Origin of the sequence: Actinosynnema pretiosum (genome assembly GCF_002354875.1) — a bacterium.
GTDB lineage: Bacteria > Actinomycetota > Actinomycetes > Mycobacteriales > Pseudonocardiaceae > Actinosynnema > Actinosynnema auranticum.
This window is the reverse complement of the sequence record NZ_CP023445.1, coordinates 7917395-7934875: the sequence shown is the minus strand read 5'-3', so window position 1 is coordinate 7934875 and position 17481 is coordinate 7917395. Positions and strand designations below refer to the sequence as shown.

The 17481-nt window shown below is 72.5% G+C and carries 17 protein-coding genes; 12 read left to right on the top strand and 5 right to left on the bottom strand.

Translation table 11 applies throughout. From position 1 onward, the window contains the following. The first annotated feature begins 250 nt into the window (after window positions 1-250). The 3 genes from CNX65_RS34170 (at window position 251) to CNX65_RS34160 (ending at window position 2634) form a co-directional block, all read left to right on the top strand. Window positions 251-664 carry a DUF3151 domain-containing protein gene (locus tag CNX65_RS34170; RefSeq protein WP_096497382.1) on the top strand — a complete coding sequence of 138 codons (414 nt, stop codon included), beginning with the start codon at window positions 251-253 and terminating at the stop codon, window positions 662-664. A gap of 13 nt (window positions 665-677) precedes the next feature. After that, on the top strand, window positions 678-1757 hold the full coding sequence (locus CNX65_RS34165; RefSeq protein WP_096497381.1) for an FUSC family protein: 1080 nt from the start codon (window positions 678-680) through the stop codon (window positions 1755-1757). Between the two features lie 409 nt (window positions 1758-2166). Beyond that, window positions 2167-2634, top strand: a complete 468-nt coding sequence (locus tag CNX65_RS34160; protein WP_096497380.1) for a GNAT family N-acetyltransferase — start codon at window positions 2167-2169, stop codon at window positions 2632-2634. A gap of 86 nt (window positions 2635-2720) precedes the next feature. Here CNX65_RS34160 and CNX65_RS34155 read toward each other — a convergent pair whose 3' ends face one another. From CNX65_RS34155 to CNX65_RS34140, 4 genes are all read right to left on the bottom strand, one after another. Next, window positions 2721-3638 (bottom strand): glycoside hydrolase family 16 protein, encoded by a 918-nt coding sequence (locus CNX65_RS34155; RefSeq protein ID WP_157767960.1) that lies wholly within the window; start codon window positions 3636-3638, stop codon window positions 2721-2723. Between the two features lie 102 nt (window positions 3639-3740). Then, window positions 3741-3992 carry a hypothetical protein gene (locus CNX65_RS34150; RefSeq protein ID WP_015805583.1) on the bottom strand — a complete coding sequence of 84 codons (252 nt, stop codon included), beginning with the start codon at window positions 3990-3992 and terminating at the stop codon, window positions 3741-3743. After that, window positions 3992-4630 carry an HNH endonuclease family protein gene (locus CNX65_RS34145; protein WP_096497378.1) on the bottom strand — a complete coding sequence of 213 codons (639 nt, stop codon included), beginning with the start codon at window positions 4628-4630 and terminating at the stop codon, window positions 3992-3994. Before CNX65_RS34145 ends, CNX65_RS34150 begins: the two co-directional genes overlap by 1 nt. A 118-nt stretch (window positions 4631-4748) precedes the next feature. After that, window positions 4749-5420 carry a hypothetical protein gene (locus CNX65_RS34140; RefSeq protein WP_096498139.1) on the bottom strand — a complete coding sequence of 224 codons (672 nt, stop codon included), beginning with the start codon at window positions 5418-5420 and terminating at the stop codon, window positions 4749-4751. Window positions 5421-5514: 94 nt separating this feature from the next. Here CNX65_RS34140 and CNX65_RS34135 point away from each other — a divergent pair, with 94 nt between their 5' ends. Together CNX65_RS34135 and CNX65_RS34130 are read left to right on the top strand one after the other, a co-directional pair. Then, window positions 5515-6804 carry an adenylosuccinate synthase gene (locus CNX65_RS34135; RefSeq protein ID WP_096497377.1) on the top strand — a complete coding sequence of 430 codons (1290 nt, stop codon included), beginning with the start codon at window positions 5515-5517 and terminating at the stop codon, window positions 6802-6804. Between the two features lie 104 nt (window positions 6805-6908). Further along, window positions 6909-8057, top strand: coding sequence for an LLM class flavin-dependent oxidoreductase (locus CNX65_RS34130; RefSeq protein WP_096497376.1), 1149 nt, complete (start codon window positions 6909-6911; stop codon window positions 8055-8057). Between the two features lie 165 nt (window positions 8058-8222). On the opposite strand, the gene CNX65_RS34125 is transcribed toward CNX65_RS34130, so the two are convergent. Continuing rightward, on the bottom strand, window positions 8223-9323 hold the full coding sequence (locus CNX65_RS34125) for a glycerophosphodiester phosphodiesterase (protein ID WP_177154564.1): 1101 nt from the start codon (window positions 9321-9323) through the stop codon (window positions 8223-8225). 302 nt (window positions 9324-9625) lie between these two features. Here CNX65_RS34125 and CNX65_RS34120 point away from each other — a divergent pair, with 302 nt between their 5' ends. From CNX65_RS34120 to CNX65_RS34095, 7 genes are all read left to right on the top strand, one after another. Next, window positions 9626-11650, top strand: coding sequence for a TRAP transporter permease (locus CNX65_RS34120; RefSeq protein WP_373565528.1), 2025 nt, complete (start codon window positions 9626-9628; stop codon window positions 11648-11650). Then, on the top strand, window positions 11643-12632 hold the full coding sequence (locus CNX65_RS34115) for a TAXI family TRAP transporter solute-binding subunit (protein ID WP_096497375.1): 990 nt from the start codon (window positions 11643-11645) through the stop codon (window positions 12630-12632). The genes CNX65_RS34120 and CNX65_RS34115 overlap by 8 nt, the downstream gene beginning before the upstream one ends. Window positions 12633-12660: 28 nt before the next feature. Next, the gene (gene purD / locus CNX65_RS34110) at window positions 12661-13920 is read left to right on the top strand and encodes a phosphoribosylamine--glycine ligase (RefSeq protein WP_096497374.1); all 1260 of its coding nucleotides are present in this window, start codon (window positions 12661-12663) and stop codon (window positions 13918-13920) included. Between the two features lie 266 nt (window positions 13921-14186). Then, window positions 14187-14639, top strand: a complete 453-nt coding sequence (locus tag CNX65_RS35900) for a hypothetical protein (protein ID WP_157767959.1) — start codon at window positions 14187-14189, stop codon at window positions 14637-14639. Next, complete coding sequence (locus CNX65_RS34105) at window positions 14620-15237, top strand: DUF3558 domain-containing protein (protein ID WP_157767958.1); 618 nt, start codon at window positions 14620-14622, stop codon at window positions 15235-15237. The genes CNX65_RS35900 and CNX65_RS34105 overlap by 20 nt, the downstream gene beginning before the upstream one ends. Before the next feature lie 160 nt (window positions 15238-15397). Continuing rightward, the gene (locus tag CNX65_RS34100) at window positions 15398-16708 is read left to right on the top strand and encodes a hypothetical protein (RefSeq protein ID WP_096497372.1); all 1311 of its coding nucleotides are present in this window, start codon (window positions 15398-15400) and stop codon (window positions 16706-16708) included. Beyond that, window positions 16705-17481 (top strand): ESX secretion-associated protein EspG, encoded by a 777-nt coding sequence (locus tag CNX65_RS34095; RefSeq protein ID WP_096497371.1) that lies wholly within the window; start codon window positions 16705-16707, stop codon window positions 17479-17481. Before CNX65_RS34100 ends, CNX65_RS34095 begins: the two co-directional genes overlap by 4 nt.

Below are 17481 nucleotides of genomic sequence, written 5' to 3'. Positions count from 1 at the left end.
CCCTCACGGTCCGACGCGACCGGAGGGGCCTCACCCCTGTTCCGGGCCTTTCCGCACATCGCACGATGGGGTGGCGGACGTTGCCCCGCGTGGCGCGGACCGGCAGGGTTGCCCCGCCGGGAGCCACCCGGCCCGTTCGAGGAGTGGGGTGCTGGGCGTGCGCGTGAAGATCGTCGCCGGGGTGCTGGTGTCCGCCATGGTGTTGGCGGCGGTCGCCGCGGCGGCGGGGATGTTCCTAAGCTAGGCGACCATGAGCCTGAACGAGAACCTGCTCGGCCCCGAGCCGACGCTGCTGCCCGAGCGCCCCGAGGCGCAGGCCGCCGTCGACTCCGGGATCGCCCCGGTCGAGGTCGTCCGGGCCTACCCGGACCTCAGCGAGGCGTGGGCGCTGCTCGCCGAGACGGCGCTGGACGACGACGACCCGGTGGCCGCGTACGCCTACGCCCGCACCGGCTACCACCGCGGCCTGGACCAGCTGCGCCGCGCGGGCTGGAAGGGCTTCGGCCCGGTGCCCTTCGCGCACCGCCCGAACCAGGGCTTCCTGCGCTCGCTGGCCGCGCTCTCCCGCGCGGCGGGCGGCATCGGCGAGGTGGCCGAGCAGGACCGCTGCGCGAAGTTCCTGGCCGACAGCGACCCCGCGGCCCCCGCCCAGCTCGGCCTGTAGGCCGGGACCGAACATGGCTGTGCGCGACGAACTGGCGCGCAGGCTGCGCCGGTGGCGGATGACGGCCCTGCCGATCCTCCAGGCAGCGGTGGCCGCGGGCCTGTCCTGGTTCGTGGCGACGCGGCTGGTCGGCCACCCGCACCCGTTCTTCGCGCCCATCGCCGCCGTCGTCTGCCTCGGCGTCTCGCTGGGGCAGCGCCCCCGGCGGGTCGCCGAGCTGGTCGTCGGCGTGTCCGTGGGCGTCGGCATCGGCGACGTCCTGATCTCCCACATCGGCTCCGGCACGTGGCAGATCGCGGTGGCCGTGGTCCTGGCGATGTCCGCCGCCGTCCTCCTGGACGGCGGCGCGGTCATCGCCCTCCAGTCCGCCAACTCGGCGGTCCTGGTGGCGACCCTGCTCCCGCCCAGCGCGGGCGGCGGCTTCGACCGCATGGTCGACGCCCTGGTCGGCGGCGTGGTCGGCCTGGCGGTGACCGCCCTGATCCCCGCGAACCCCCTGACCGTGGCAGACCGCCAGGCCAAGGTGGTCCTGGGCGAACTGGCCACCGCCCTGCGCGGCGTGGCCGCGGCCGTGGCCAAGCGCGACGCGGGCGCCGCAGCCGACGTCCTGGCCAGGCTCCGAGACAGCCAGGAGGCCGTCGACGAGTACCGCTCCGCCCTGAAGACCGGCGGCGAGATCGCCACGATCGCCCCGATCCGCTGGCGCCGCAAGAACGCCCTGCGCCGCTACGGCAGCATCGCCACCCCGGTCGACTACGCCCTGCGCAACACCAGGGTCCTCACCAGACGAGCCCTGGCCGCCCTGCGCGACGACGAACACGTCCCGGAAGTCCTCCCCACGGCCCTGGAGCGCTTCGCGGACGCGGTGGACGTCCTGAGAGCCGAACTGGCCTCGAACGAGGACCCCGTGAAGTCCAGGGCGGCAATCCGCACAGCCGCAGGCGTGATGACCGCAGACCTGGCCGCAGGCGAAGGCTTCTCAACCCAGGTAGTCCTGGCCCAGGCCCGCTCGGTGGCCGTAGACCTCCTCCAGGCAACGGGCCTGACAAGGTCAGAAGCAATGGAATCCCTACCCCCACTGCGAAAACCCTGACCCACCCCCCTCAACCGCTTCGCGGGCTGCGGGGCGAGCGAAGCGAGCCCACGCAGCCCCATTCCCGCGTCCCTCTTCTCCGTTTGGCCTGGCGAAGCCCGAGCGCAGGTGTCAAGACGCCGCCGCACTGCCCGGCAGACTGCCTGGTCAAACGGCGTCTTGACGCCTGTGCTTGCCTGAAAGGAGGCCAAACGGAGAAGAGGGACCCCGCCCACCGCAGGGGTACAACGGGACCACAGGACCAACGGTCACCGGCCGGCAGAGCCTGTGCCCCTCTTTTTTGGAGGTCTGCCCCGCCGGCGAGGCGTGCCCTTCAGCTCTTGACTTTCAGCTCTTGCCCTTCAGCTCTTGCCCTTCAGCCCCCACCTCTCGCCCTCCACCCTCAAAACCAACCCACCACAATGGCCGAATGGCCACCCCCGTGATCCGCCCCGCCCACCCGGAGGACCTTCCCGCCTTAGCCGCGCTGAGGTGGCACTGGACCCTGGAGTCGAGAGGCGCACACCCCTCGTCCCCGCAAGAAGCGTTCACCACCCACTTCACCGCCTGGGCACAAGACCACGCCCAATCGCACCACTGCCTGGTCCTCCTGCGCGACGACCGGATCATCGGCATGGCCTGGCTGGCGCTGGTCCCCCGAGTCCCCCACCCCTTTGCCCCCGACCGCGCCTCCGGCGACCTCCAGTGCGTCTACGTGACACCGGAGGAGCGCAACACCGGCCTGGGCGGAGAGCTGGTCACCGCCGCACTGCGCCTCGCCTCAGAACTGAACCTCGAACGCGTGACCGTGCACTCCAGCGACCGGGCCGTCCCCGCTTACACCCGTTCCGGTTTCACCCTCCACCCGAACCTGCTCCAAGCCGTCCCCGCCCCATAACCCCCACCCCACAACCCCCGCACAACACGAACGCCGCCCCGCGAAACCGCGGGACGGCGTCCGAAAACCTCAGCCCTCACCCGTCATCACGAAGGCAGCTGCGTCCAGTCCACGTTCGCGTGCAGGTCCCGGTTCGGCCGCTCCCGAGCCTGGAACCCGTACGGGTCCCAGTTGTTCGTGTGCCAGGCGTTCTGCAGGTACGTGCTCGGCTTGTTCGGAACCCGCGAAGCAGGCCCCTTGTAGTCCCACAGCGTCACCCGCGCGCCCTGCGCGTTGACCAGGTAGAAGTTCACCCCACCGGCAGTCCAGTCGAACCCGTACTCGTAGTACTGCGTCGAGCTGTTGTACCCGTGGATCGCGGGCACCGAAGCAGGCTGGTTCTCCGCCCCGCCCAGCTGCACGCAGTCGCCGAAGGTCGTCGAGAAGCACGTGGAGATGATCTTCCCCGCCCGCAGGTCGATGACCCGCGAGACCTTCCGCAGCTGGTCGTTGCTCGCGTTGTAGTCCGTCCAGATCGTCAGGTACACGACCTCGGGCTGCGCGCACAGCCACTCGAAGTCGATCTCGTCGTTGTCCGGGAGCCCGTTCCCGTTCCGGTCGGCGTGGTCGCTGCTGTACGTGAACGCCCCGGTCACCACGCCCGCGCGCGGCTGGGAGGCGCAGTCCGCCGACTTCATCCGGGTGCTGAACGTCCCGTACTTGAACTGCTGGTTGCTGGCGATCTCCACGCCACCGCCCGGACTGGGGTTGGCCCCGGACTTCAGGGTCAGCCGCAGCGCCCGCCCGTCGTCCGCGCCGCTGTCGGCGACGGATCCGGTGGCGTTGAGCGAGGTGGTCTTGTGGAAGATCGGCGAGGTGGTCGCGGTCCAGTTCTCCCGCTGCCCGACGGGCGCGGCTGTGGACGTGGCGACGACGAACAGGCCGGCCGAGAGGACGGCGCCCAGGACGGCAGCCCGTCCGGCCGCGCGCTTGGTGATCACGTAGTGCTCCTCGTGCAGGGTCACCGCGCCGGGGTCAGGGAAGGCGCGGCGCTCCGAGGTTATCCGTTCGTGACCGCTTTCGGAGCTGCTCACGCCCCCTATTCCACATCCGCGCGTCCCCGCGCCTCACCCCTCGGGCCGGTTCAGCACGCCCACCAGCAGCGCGTGCACCGCCTCGTGGCTCTTGGGGTCGACCCCGGCCACCGAGCCGCCGGTCACCCCGTACCACTCGTCCGCGCCCTCGTACCGCACCTCCGCCTTGAACTTCCCGTCCGCGCCGACGGTCGTCCGCAGCTCCAGGTCACCGGTGACGACCCCGACCTCGTCGGTCATCACCCCGCCCGGCCCGGCCACGAAGGGGGAAGAGTGGTCCGCCATCAACACCTCCCGAGCATCGTCTGCAACGCAGACTTCTCCGCCGAGTCCACCGTCAAACCCCAGGTGTGCTTCGTCCTGGTCCACATCTTGGCGTACGTGCACCAGTACGAGCTCGACGGCGGCTTCCACTGCGCCGGGTCCTTGTCCCCCTTCGACTGGTTCACGTCGTCCGTCACCGCGATCAGCTGCGGCCCCGACAGGTCGTTGGCGAACGACTGCCGCCGGGCGGTGGTCCAGGTCCGCGCCCCCGACCGCCACGCCTCGGCCAGCGGCACCACGTGGTCGATGTCCACGTCCGACGCCGCGCTCCAGCTCGCCCCGTCGTACGGGCTGACCCAGGTCCCCGAGGTCGCCGCGCAGGCCGAGTCGGTGACCACGTTCACCCCGTCGCGCTTGAGCACCGTCTCGCGCGTGTTGCACGCCCCGGACACGGTGACCCAGTGCGGGAACAGCTCCCGCGAGTAGCCGCTGGAGGTGCCCTCCGCCGCGACCGCGAGCCCGGCCAGCTCGGACAGGGCCGTGCTGGTGCCCGGAATCCCCGGAGGGGCGGCCTGGGCGGTGGGCGCGAGGCCGAGCGCCAGCGCCCCGGCCAGGAGCAGGCGAGTCGAGAACCGCGCGGTTCGATTGACCGTTGACATAATTCCGACCTTCCTGGTGGGAAGCACTCGGAATCACTCTGACGGGCCGCTCCTGGCCTTTCAACGCATTCTGCGTTGCCCGCGGGTTACCAATTCACGGAAATACCCGGAAAATCACTCAGCGCATTCCCCGGACAAGCCTCAGGTCCTCCGTGTGGCGGTACCAGGTCCACTTCGACATCGGCCTCGGGTGCGCGTGGCCGTCCGATTCCACGTGCGCGGGGACGCAGCCGAGCTGGAACGCCCGCCCGGCCGTCGTGGTCGTCCTCTTCCCCAGCAGCCGCCGCTGCACCACCCGCACCACCAGCCCGGCCCCGCCGTCCGGGTCGGGCGTGACCTCCAGCCGGGACGCGGGCCCGCGCAGCACCACGGTGTCGTCGCAGTAGCCGACCCCGCGCACCGGTCCGAGCGAGCCGAGCCCGACCAGCACCCCGCCGACGTCGTCGCGCACCAGCGGCACCCGGTCGGCGTCGCCGGTCCGAGCGAGGTCGAGCGCCCGACCGAGGTCCGTCGGCAGCCCCCACAGCTCCGCGACCTGTGACTTCGGCGACACCGGGGCGTACCCGACGACCACTTCGGCCAACCGTTCGGTGCGCAGAAGGCGCAACGCCACGGCGTTCAGGTCGCCGTCCGTGCCCACGACCACGAGACGGCGGTCGCCCAGGTCAGCGAGCACCGGGTCCACCTCGGTCTTCCCCGGCCGTTCGGAGACCCGCCGCACCTCGAACCCGTCACCGTCCGTGATCAATGGCGACTGCGTGTTTCCGCAGGCCAGCACGATTCCGCGCACCTTCATCTCCTGGTCTACGCTCAACGACCGTCCGTCGACGGCCACGCCGCCGCAGGCCGCCGTCCTTGCCCGTTGCAACCGCTTGGAGTTTCACATGCCGGCCGTAGTGCTGATCGGTGCCCAGTGGGGCGATGAGGGCAAGGGCAAGGCGACCGACCTGCTCGGCGAGCGCGTCCAGTGGGTCGTGCGCTACCAGGGCGGCAACAACGCGGGCCACACCGTGGTGCTGCCCGACGGCAAGAAGTTCGCCCTGCACCTGATCCCGTCCGGCATCCTCACGCCCGGCGTGACCAGCGTGATCGGCAACGGCGTCGTGGTCGACCCCGCCGTGCTGCTGGAGGAGCTGGGCGGGCTCGACGAGCGCGGCGTGGACACCAGCAAGCTGCTGGTCTCCGCCGACGCGCACCTGATCATGCCGTACCACGTGGCCATCGATAAGGTCACCGAGCGCTACCTGGGCAAGGCCAAGATCGGCACCACCGGTCGCGGCATCGGCCCCTGCTACCAGGACAAGATCGCCCGCGTCGGCGTGCGCGCGCAGGACCTGCTGGACGAGAAGATCCTGCGGCAGAAGGTCGAGGCCGCCCTGGACTTCAAGAACCAGGTGCTGGTCAAGGTCTACAACCGCAAGGCGCTCGACCCCGACCAGGTCGTCGACTCCGTCCTGGAGCACGGCAGCAGGTTCGCGAACCGCATCGCGGACACCCGCCTGCTGCTCAACCAGGCGCTGGAGCGCGACGAGATCGTGCTGCTGGAGGGCTCGCAGGGCACCCTGCTCGACGTCGACCACGGCACCTACCCGTTCGTGACCTCGTCGAACCCGACCTCGGGCGGCGCGAGCGCCGGCTCGGGCATCGGCCCCAGCCGGATCACCACCGTGATCGGCATCCTGAAGGCGTACACCACCCGCGTCGGCTCCGGCCCGTTCCCGACCGAGCTGAACGACGACATGGGCGAGCTGCTGCGCAAGAACGGCGGCGAGTTCGGCGTCACCACCGGCCGCTCCCGCCGCACCGGCTGGTTCGACGCCGTGATCGCCCGCTACGCCACCCGCGTCAACGGCATCACCGACTTCTTCCTCACCAAGCTGGACGTGCTCTCCGGCCTGGAGACGATCCCGGTCTGCGTCGGCTACGACGTGGACGGCACCCGCGTCGAGGACATGCCGATGACGCAGACCGACGTGCACCACGCCGTCCCGGTGTACGAGGAGCTGCCCGGCTGGTCCGAGGACATCAGCGGCTGCCGCACCTTCGAGGAGCTGCCCGCCAACGCCCGCGCCTACGTCGAGCACCTGGAGTCGATCTCCGGCGCCCGGATCTCGGCCATCGGCGTCGGCCCCGGCCGCGACCAGACGATCGTGCGCCACGACATGCTCGCCTGATCGACCATTTCCGCGCCGCCTGGAAAAGCCTCGGGAAACCGGGGCTTTTCTAGCATTCGGGAACGATTGACGCGCTCCCCGGCGCGTCGTGACACTCCAGTGCCATGAGCCCGACCGTCGCACTGCACTGGTTCCTGCCGACCACCGGGGACGGTCGGACGATCATCGAGCGGTTCCACGCCAACCGCACCCTCGGCGACGCCGCCCAGCGGCAGCCGGACGTCGACTACCTCGCCGCCGTCGCGCAGGCCGCCGAGCGCAACGGGTTCGAGGGGGTGCTCACCCCCACCGGAACCTGGTGCGAGGACGCCTGGCTGACCACCGCCGCGCTGCTCGCCCGCACCAGCACGCTCAAGTTCCTGGTCGCGTTCCGCCCCGGCGTGCTGTCCCCGACGCTCGCCGCCCAGATGGCGGGCACCTACCAGCGGATCTCGCGGGGCAGGCTGCTGCTCAACGTCGTCACCGGCGGCGACGAGGTCGAGCAGCGCCGGTTCGGCGACTGGCTCGACCACGACCGGCGGTACGCGCGCACCGCCGAGTTCCTGCGGGTGCTGCGCGGGGTGTGGTCCGGGACGCCGTTCACCTTCGAGGGCGAGCACTACCGGCTGGAGGGCGCGACCGCGATCGCCCCGCCGGACCCGCTGCCCCCGGTGTACTTCGGCGGCTCGTCCGACGCCGCGCTGCCGGTCGCGGCCGAGCACGCCGACGTGTACCTGACCTGGGGGGAGCCGCCCGCGCAGGTCGCCGAGAAGATCGAGCGGGTGCGCGCGCTGGCGGGCGGGCGGCCGATCCGGTTCGGGGTGCGGCTGCACACGATCAGCCGGGACACCGCCGCCGAGGCGTGGGCCGAGGCGGGGCGGCTGCTCGACGCGCTCGACCCCGAGCAGGTGCGGCGGGCCCAGGAGCAGCTGCGGACCAGCCAGTCCGTGGGGCAGCAGCGGATGCTCGCGCTGCACGGCGGCGACCTCGGCAAGGGGGTGCGCGGGCTGGAGGTGCACCCCGGCCTGTGGGCGGGCGTCGGGCTGGTGCGCGGTGGCGCGGGCACGGCCATGGTGGGCAGCCACTCGGACGTGGCCGACCTGGTCGAGGAGTACCACGCGGTCGGGGTGGACGAGTTCGTGCTGTCCGGCTACCCGCACCTGGAGGAGGCGTACTGGTTCGGCGAGGGCGTGCGCCCGCTGCTGCGGCAGCGCGGGCTGCTCGCGCCCGAGACCACCGCGCGGCGCGCGGGGGCGCTCACCGCCGCCGGGTAGACCTCGGGGCCGGTTCGCAGGGGACCGGTCCCGGTGCAGGGAGGGGGCCCGCCTGCGCGTTCCCGCAGGCGGGCCCTTCCGCTCCAGCACAGCGCCCGGCACCCGGCACCGGCACCCGGCGCCGGTGCCCGGCTCTCCGCCTCGCTGCTCTCCGCCTCGCGGTCCTCAGCGCCCGCGCACGGCCTCCACCGCGGTGTCCGGGTTGTCGGCGAACACCCCGTCGACCCCGGTGGCCAGGAACCGCGCGTACTCCTCGAACGCCCGCCCGTACGCGGCCGGGTCGGTCGACGAGCGGTGGTCGGCGGGCAGGAACGCGTTCTCGTTGCGGAACGTCCACACGTGCACCAGCAGCCCGCGCGCGTGCGCGTCCCGCACCACCGGCGTCTCCGGCAGCAGGAACCCGCCCGCGTCCCTGGGCAGCACCACGTCCTTGGCCAGCCCCACCCCGGACGCGTACCGCCCGACCTCCTCCAGCCCGGCGGGCGTCACCAGGTCGCGGTAGGTGCGCGGGTCACCTGCCTGCACGAAGTCGTACGGCGCGCCCGACGCGTTCACCAGCTGCACCAGCGGCACCCGCAGCGACCGGCTGAGCGCCTTCAGGTTCGCCACCTCGAACGACTGCACGAACACCTTCGCGCCGCGCCTGTTCAGCCCGTTGCGCTCCAGCACCCGCACCAGCGCGGGCTCCAGCGGCAGCCCGATGTCCCGGAAGTAGGTGGGGTGCTTGGTCTCCGGGTAGATCCCGATCTCCCGGCCCAGCTCGCGGCCCAGCCTCCGGGTCAGGTCCACGACCTCCTGGAAGGTCGGGATCTCGTACCGGCCGTCGTAGAGGGTGTTGCGCGGTCGCACCTCCGGGATGCGCTCCTTCGCCCGCAGCACCTTCAGCTCGGCCAGGGTGAAGTCCTCGGTGAACCAGCCGGTGACCGCGACCCCGTCCACCGACTTGGTGGTCCGCCGACCGGCGAACTCCGGGCGGGCGGCCACGTCCGTGGTACCGCCGATCTCGTTCTCGTGCCTGGCGACGAGCTGCCCGTCCTTCGTGGGCACCAGGTCCGGCTCGACGTAGTCGGCGCCCATCCGCGCGGCCAGCTCGTACGCGGCCAGCGTGTGCTCCGGCCGGTGCCCGGACGCGCCCCGGTGCCCGATCACGACCACCCGCTCGCCCCGCTGCTCCGGCGCCACCTCCGGTTCCGCCGCGGCCGAGGGCGCCAGGCCCACCGCCGCGAGCGCCACCAGCGCCACCCCTGCCAACCGACTCCGCACCATCGAGGCCTCCTCGGTGAGTGAGCACAACGCGCAGGGCAGCATCGTCGCGCTCCGCGACGATCCCGTCACGGAACGGCCAACCGGGGGCGGCGGACCGGTGAACGATCCCCGGCGCGGGATTAACAGTCCCTTGAGGCGGTCGCCCTGTCGCTGTGACCGGGAGCACAACTAGCGTTCCCTGCACGACCGGCGCGGCAGGAGAGGGGCGTGGACCAGATGAAAGAGCCAAATCAGCTGAGCCGCAGCAGAGGGTTGCGGTGCAGCGGTCGGTGGTTTCGCACTGCTGCGCAGCGCGGGTGCACGTGAGCGGCTCCACCGACCATCACGGCAAGACGGCCGAGCAGGCCGCCGAACGCCCCCCGGACGAACGTCCCCCGGACGTCGCGGACCTGATCGCCGAGCACGACGAGGAGTTGCCCGCCCGGTCGCTGTCCCGCCGCTGGGACCGCGCGGTCTGGCTGGTCTGCCTGGCCACCGCGCTGCTCGTGCTCAAGCAGGTGTTCCTGCCGTTCAGCAAGGGCAACCAGTTCTACCTCGTGCTGTTCCTCGGCGTGACCCTGCCGCTGGTGTTCCTCTGCTACCGCCCCGGAAGACCCGCCGCGTCCCGCGCCGAGCGCGACGACCCCGCCCCCCTGGACCGGGCGCTGTCGCTGCTGGCCCTGCTGGTCGGCCTCTACCCGCTGCTCGGCGGCTTCGACTCGTTCCTCGACCGCCAGGGCCAGCTCACCACCCTCGACGTCGCCGCGGGCGCGGCCCTGCTGCTGCTCGTGCTGGAGGCCGCCCGCCGCACCACCGGCTGGGTGCTGCCCTCGGTGTGCGTCGCCTTCACCGCCTTCGCCTACTACGGCGGCTACCTGCCGCCCGACTGGGCGATCTCGCACGCGGGCGTGGACTTCAGCCAGATCATCAACGGCTTCTACAACGACGCCACCGGCTTCTACGGAACCCCGCTCGACGTCGCCGCGACCTACATCGTGCTGTTCACCCTCTACGGCGCGGTGCTCAACACCTCCGGCGCGGGCGCGTTCTTCGTGGACCTGAGCTTCGCCGCGTTCCGCCGCTCCCGCACCGCGCCCGGCCGCACCGCCGCCACCGCCGGGTTCCTGCTCGGCACGGTCTCCGGCTCCGGCACCGCGACCACCGTCAGCCTCGGCGCGGTCACCTGGCCGGTGCTGAAGAAGGCCGGCTACCCCAGGGAGAGCGCGGGCGGCCTGCTCGCCGCGTCCGGCATCGGCGCCATCCTGTCCCCGCCGACCCTCGGCGCCGCCGCGTTCATCATCGCCGAGTACCTGGAGGCCTCCTACCTGGAGGTCCTGCTCTGGGCGACGCTGCCGACGCTGCTCTACTACCTCGGCATCGCGCTGGCCGTGGAGATCGACGCCCGCCGGTTCGGGGCGGGGCCCGTCGAGGTCGGCACGCCCGGCGCGTGGGCCGTGCTGCGGCGCGGCGGGCACCACCTGCTGTCGCTGTTCGTGATCGTGGCGTTCCTGGCGCTGGACGTCCCGGTGCAGCCCGCCGTCGTCTACGCCACCGCCATCGCCGCGCTGTTCGCGCTGGTCGGTCGGCGGCACGACGTGCGCGGCTGGGCCCGGTCGCTGGTCGACTCGCTGGCCACCGGGGTGCGCGCGGCCCTGCCGGTGATCGCGGTGTGCGCGGCGGCGGGCGTGATCACCTCCACCATCACCAAGACCGGGCTCGGGCAGGCGCTGGCGTCCGCGCTGGTCGACCTGGCGTCCGCGCTCGTGTCGCACCCGACCGCCGTGCTGGCGCTCACCGCCGCGCTCGCGGCCGTCGCGGTGAGCGTGCTCGGGCTGGCCGTGCCGGTGACCGCGTCGTTCATCATCTCGTGGGTCGTCATCGGGCCCGCGCTGGTCGAGCTCGGCGTGGACCGGCCGGAGACGGCGATGTTCATCTTCTACTACGCGGTGCTGTCCGAGGTGACCCCGCCGACCGCGCTCGCCGCCGTCGCCGCGGCGGCCATCACCGGCGGCGACGTCGTGAAGACCATGTGGCGCACCTGGAAGTACACGCTGCCCGCGTTCCTGGTGCCGCTGGCGTTCGTGCTCACCGACCACGGGTCCGCGCTGCTGCTGCGCGCGCCGGTCGGCGAGGTGCTGTGGGTGTTCGCCGCGTCCGCCCTCGGGGTGGCCGCGCTCGCCGCCACCACCGGCGGCTGGATCTTCCGCGAGGCGGGACCGGTGGAGCGCGCGCTGTGCGCGCTGGCCGCGCTCGCCCTGCTGTACCTGGAACCGGTCGTCGTGGCGGTGGGCGTCGGCCTGCTCGCGCTCGCGGTGGCCGTCCACCTGCTGAGGAGGAGTCATGCGTAGCTGGGTCGTGCGGGCCGCCGTCGGCGTGCTCGCGGTGGGACTGCTGGCGTCGGGGTGCGGGGGCAAGCGCACGCCGACCGGGGGCGCGTCCGGCGGGTCCGGGGCGTGCGAGGCGTCGGCCGGGCGGATCACGATCGCCACCGGCAACTCCGGCGGCGTGTACTACGTGGTCGGCGGCGCGCTGGCGAAGCTGGTCAGCGACCGCACGCCGCTCAAGGCCACCGCGGCCGAGACGGGCGCGTCGGTGCAGAACGTGAAGCAGCTCGTCGCGGGCGACTACGACGTGGCGTTCTCGCTCGCCGACACCGCCGCCGACGCCGTCCGGGGCACCGGGAGCTTCGACGGGCAGCCGCAGGAGGTGGCCGCGCTGACCAGGCTGTACCCGAACTACACGCAGGTGCTGGTGCGCGCGGACAGCGGCATCTCGTCGATCGCGGACATGCGCGGCAAGCGGATCTCCACCGGGTCGCCCGGCTCCGGCACCGAGGTCATCGCGCGCCGGCTGCTGGAGGCGGCGGGCCTCGACCCGGACGCCGACGTGCAGGCGCAGCGGCTGGACCTGGCCAAGACCGCCGACGGGATGAAGGACGGGAACCTGGACGGGCTGGTGTGGTCCGGCGGGCTGCCCACCGCGCAGATCACCGACATCACCACCTCGCTCGGCGACCGGGTGAAGGTGCTCGACGTCACCGACCTGCTGGACGAGCTGAAGGAGGTCAGCCCGGTGTACGACCGGGGGATCATCCCGGCGGCCACCTACGAGCAGCCCACCGACGTCGGCGCGGTGGTCGTGCCGAACGTGCTGCTGGTCCGCGAGGACTTCCCGAGGGGCGACGCGTGCGCCCTCACCGAGTTGATCTTCTCGGGGAAGTCGCAGCTGGAGGCGGCCCACCCGGCGGCCCGCGACGTGGACCGCGCTCTCGCCGCGCAGACGGACCCGGTGCCGCTGCACCCCGGATCGCGGGACGCACTGGGCGGGTGAGCACCCCCGTCATCTAGGCTGGCCCACCGTGCGTGTCCTGGTCATCGGGTCTGGCGCCCGTGAACATGCCCTAGTCCTCGCCCTGTCGCGCGACCCGCAGGTCAGCGCGCTGGCCTGCGCCCCCGGCAACGCCGGGATCGCGGGAGCGGCGGAGATCCTCGGGCTCGACGTGTCCGACACCGGGGCGGTCACCGCCCTGGTGCAGGAGTGGAACGCCGACCTCGTCGTGGTCGGGCCGGAGCAGCCGCTCGTCGGGGGTGCCGCGGACGCCGTCCGCGCGCTCGGCGTGCCCTGCTTCGGCCCGTCCGCGTCGGCGGCCCGGATCGAGGGGTCCAAGGCCTTCGCGAAGGACGTCATGGCCGCCGCGGGGGTGCCGACGGCGACCTCCGAGGTGGTCGACAACCCGGCCCGCCTCGACGCGGCCCTGACCCGCTTCGGCCCCCGCTGGGTGGTGAAGGACGACGGTCTGGCCGCGGGCAAGGGCGTGGTCGTCACCTCGGACCGCGCGGTGGCCAGGGCCCACGCGATGACCCTCCTCGACGGCGGCCACCCGGTCCTGCTGGAGAGCTTCCTCGACGGCCCCGAGGTGTCCCTGTTCTGCCTGGTCGACGGCGCCACCGTGGTGCCGCTCCAGCCCGCGCAGGACTTCAAGCGCGTCGGAGACGGCGACGCGGGCCCCAACACCGGCGGCATGGGCGCCTACTCGCCGCTGCCGTGGGCCCCGGAGGGCCTGGTGGACACGATCGTGCGCACCTGCGTGCAGCCGGTCGTGGACGAGCTGGCCCGCAGGGGCGCGCCGTTCACCGGCCTGCTCTACGCGGGCCTCGCCCTGACCGCAACCGGCCCCCAGGTGATCGAGTTCAACTGCCGCTTCGGCGACCCGGAGACCCAGGTCGTCCTGCCGCTGCTGCGCACCCCGCTCGCCGGGCTGTTCCTGGCGGCGGCGACCGGCGCGCTCGGCGAGCAGCCGGAGCTGGACTGGGAGGACGGCTACGCGGTGACCGTCGTGGTCGCCGCAGAGGGCTACCCCGGCAGGCCGCGCACCGGCGACGTGATCGGCGGGGCGGACGCGGAGGGCGTGCTGCACGCAGGCACGAGGCGCCGCGACGACGGGGCCGTGGTGTCGTCGGGCGGGCGGGTGCTGTCGGTGGTCGGCACGGGGAAGACCCTGGCGGACGCGCGGGCGGCGGCGTACGAGCGGGTGGACCTGGTGCACCTGACCGGGTCGCACCACCGCACGGACATCGCCCAGCGGGCGGTGGAGGGCGGGATCATCGTCCCGTCGTAGGGGCGATCGGGATCTTGTGGCGGGGGCCGCGTCCTTGGGGGGCGCGGTCCCCGTTTTTTGTTCCGCCGCCGGTCGGCGGGCTCGCGCTGCGGGGGCGCTCCCGACGGGGCCGGACCCGCAGGTCAGGGCTCGCGCGCTGGGCCGTTCGGGCGAGCGGGGGAACCACGACGTGCCCGTCCGCGTCGAATCCCAGGCTCAGCTCAGGCCCGCGTTGGTAGCCTGCCAGTTGGGACCGTCCTGTTACCAACCGTGCCGGGGAGGGTGTGGTGGAGGAGAAATCCCTGCTGGGAGTGGCTGCGCTCGCTGGGGGTGCTGTGGGTGGCGCTGCTACGGCTTTCTTTGCCGCCAACAAGCGCCTGGGAGAGATCATGGACAACGCCTCTAGCGCGGGGGCGCAGGAGTTCAGAGTCAGCCCGGAGACGGTCCTCAAGGCCGTGCGGACGATCAGCGAGCAGCGGAGAGCCCTGGGCGACAAGCACGATGACGCTCGCCGCAAGCTCATGGTCACCGTGTCGGGCGGGCTCGACCCGATCAACCGCAGCGTGGTCCAGGCGTGGAACAACAACCTCGTCATGGACGACGACTCGTACGCCAACCGGATCATGCAGTACACCGAGAGCCTGGATGACCTGCTGGACCAGTTGCGGGCCGCTGCCCAGCAGTACGAGATCACCGAGGAAGAGATCAACAGTGCTTTGGATGGCAAGAGTGCGTCCTGAGGCCCGCCCCGCCCGCTTCGCGCTCCCGCTGATCGGACTCCTGGTGGTGGCCTCCGGGTGCACCGACTCCCAGGGCGGCACGGCGGATCCCGACAGCCGGGACGGTGGTGCGGCGACGTCCCAGGCGACGTCCGCCCCCAAGAAGTCCAACCGGCCCCAGGAGTTCAAGCTGGACGGTCTCGACCCGTGCAAGGCCCTCACCGCCGACCAGATGGCCCAGTTGGGTCTGGCGAGGACGAGAGTCGGGGATCCCACCAGCTTCGCCGAGCTGGAGAACGTCCCGATCTGCGACTACTCGAGCAACACCGGGAAGACGATCACGTACGGGGTCTCGTTCATCACCACCAGGGGTTACGACTACTGGAACGGGAACGGCAATCTCGAGGTCACCCCGACCACCGTCGCGGGGTACGACGCGTCGCTGATGAAGCTCGTGGGCGACAAGGCGTACACGTGCGACGTCGCGGTGGACGTCGCCGATGGGCAGCACCTCCACCTGAGCCACCACGCGGGAAGCGACGCGAACCAGGAAGAGCTGTGCCGGAAGGTGACGTCGGCCGCCGAGATGGTGCTCGACACGCTGCCCTCCTTGAGCTGATGTGAACGCCGTGGTGGGCGTCGCGGACGAGCGGCGCCCACACGTGGACTGCCTCCCCGTCGACGACGGGGGAACACAGGAAGAGCTGTGCCGGAAGGCGGCGACAGGCACCGGAATGGTCCTCGCCACACCGCCGTCCTTGAGGTGAGGGGATTAGGACATGGCTGCTGAGACGCAAGTCGGTGACATCCGCGTTCAGGGGTACGACAACAACGCGCTCGCCGAGATGATCGACAACTTCCGGGGCGGCAACATCGCTGGGCAGTTCTCCCGCGCGTCAACCGCGCTGCGCGATCTGGCCATCCAGCTCGAGGAGACCGACAGCATCCTCGCCCAGGAGCTGGCCAAGCTCCAGATCGACTGGAAGGGCCTCGCCGGTGATGGCGCGGGCAAGGCGCTCACCGTCCAAGCCGAGGGCGCGGGCCAGGGCAGTGAGGCCGGGCAGCAGAACTCCCAGGCCACCGCCGCCCAGGGCGACACCTACAGCGACACCCGCAACAACCTCCCCGAGTCCCAGACCCTCCGGGGCGCCACCGAGAACGGCTTCCTCGACAACGCCGCCGGGTTCTTCGGCTACGAGACCGACCACGCCGCCGAGGTCAAGGCCACCCAGGCCGCCCGCGAGACCGCCATCCGGGGGTTCGAGCAGTACCAGTCGGCGAGCCAGGACGCGCTCGGGCAGTACCAGTCCATGAACAAGCCCCCCACCTACGACGTCACCGCCGTCTCCAGCGCCGCCACCGCCATGCCCTCCGTGCAGCAGTTCTCCGGCGCCCCCGGCGGTCTCGCCGTCGGTGGTTCGGCGCCCGGCGGGCTGGTCGGGGCGCCCGGCGCCGTCGGCGGCGGCTCGGTCACCGGGTTCCCCGGTCTGCCCGGCGGCGGGCTCGTCGGCACGCCCGGCGCCGGCGGCGGCGGGCTCTCGCCGCAGCTGCCCGGTGGCGGGTCGACCGGCATCGCGCCGGTGATCCCCGGACTCGGCACGCCCGGCGCCGGTGGTGGCGGCTCGCTGCTCGGCAAGCTGCCCGGCGGGTCCAACTTCGGGCTCGGGCTGGGGCTCGGGCTGGCGGGCGCCGCCGGGCTCGGGGTCGCGGCCAGCACCGCCCGCGGCGGGCAGGTCGTGCGCGGGGGCGCGGGTGGCGCCGGTGGCGCGGGCGCGCTCACCGGGGACGCCGCCAAGGCCGCGGGCGTCAAGAACTCCGGCCCGGTCACCGGCAAGTCCGCGGGCGTGTCCGCCACGATCGGCGCGATCGACGGCGACGAGCGCCTCGCGCGCGGCGCCGCGGGCAAGGGCGCCCTCGCGGGCAAGGCCGGGGCGGCGTCGATGATGCAGCCCGCCGCCTCCGCCAAGGGCGGCCCCGACGAGGAGGACGGCGAGCACATCCGCAAGTACGGGGTGGACTCGGACGACGTCTTCGGCGACGAGCGCATGGTCGTGCAGTCCGTCATCGGCGACGAACCCGAGGCGAGGTGACCGCTCCCGGCACCGCGGTGCTGTCCACCCTGGAGTTCGACGTCGCCTGGGAGGCCGAGAGGCTCCCCAGGCGCAACGTCGCCCTCGACGTCCCCAGCCCCGGCATCACCCACACCGAGCGCGCCGAGCTCGTGCGCTCGGCGTGGGAGTCGCTGGAGCGCCGCGACCTCGCGTCCCGGCAGCGGGTCAGCCCCGAGCTGGCCGACGCGTTCTCGCTGCTGGCCAACCCGCAGGCCTGCGTGGACATCTGGATCTGGGTCGACGGCCGCAAGATCAAGGGCCTCGCCGCGTCCGCCGGGGACGACGCGGTGCTGGGCGTGGTCGACGGCGACGAGGTGTGGCTCATCCCGTCCCGCGCCACCGCCCTGGCCGAGGCCGCCGTGTCGGTGGCGGGCGAGATGCCCGCCGGGCGCGGCCGTTCCATCAGCCTGCCCAACGACGTGCTCCGCACCGCCTCCACCAAGGCGGGCCCCAGCGCCGAGCGGCTCATCACCGAGCTGGAGCGGCAGGGCGTCCCGCTGCACGAGGCCCAGGAGCTGGCCGCCATGTGCGAGGGCATGGGCACGCGCGGCCAGTTCGGCGCCGAGCGCGCCGCCAAGCGCGGCGAGCCCACGACCAGGGCCAAGCGCGTCGTCGCCTGGCACGACACCCCGTCCGGCCGCTACCTGCACCTGGTGCGCCCCAGCTCGGACGGCCGCGACTGGAGCACGATCACCCCGATCGACAACACCCGCCTCGCCGGGTGCGTCTGGGAGCTGCTCCAGGAGGTCTGA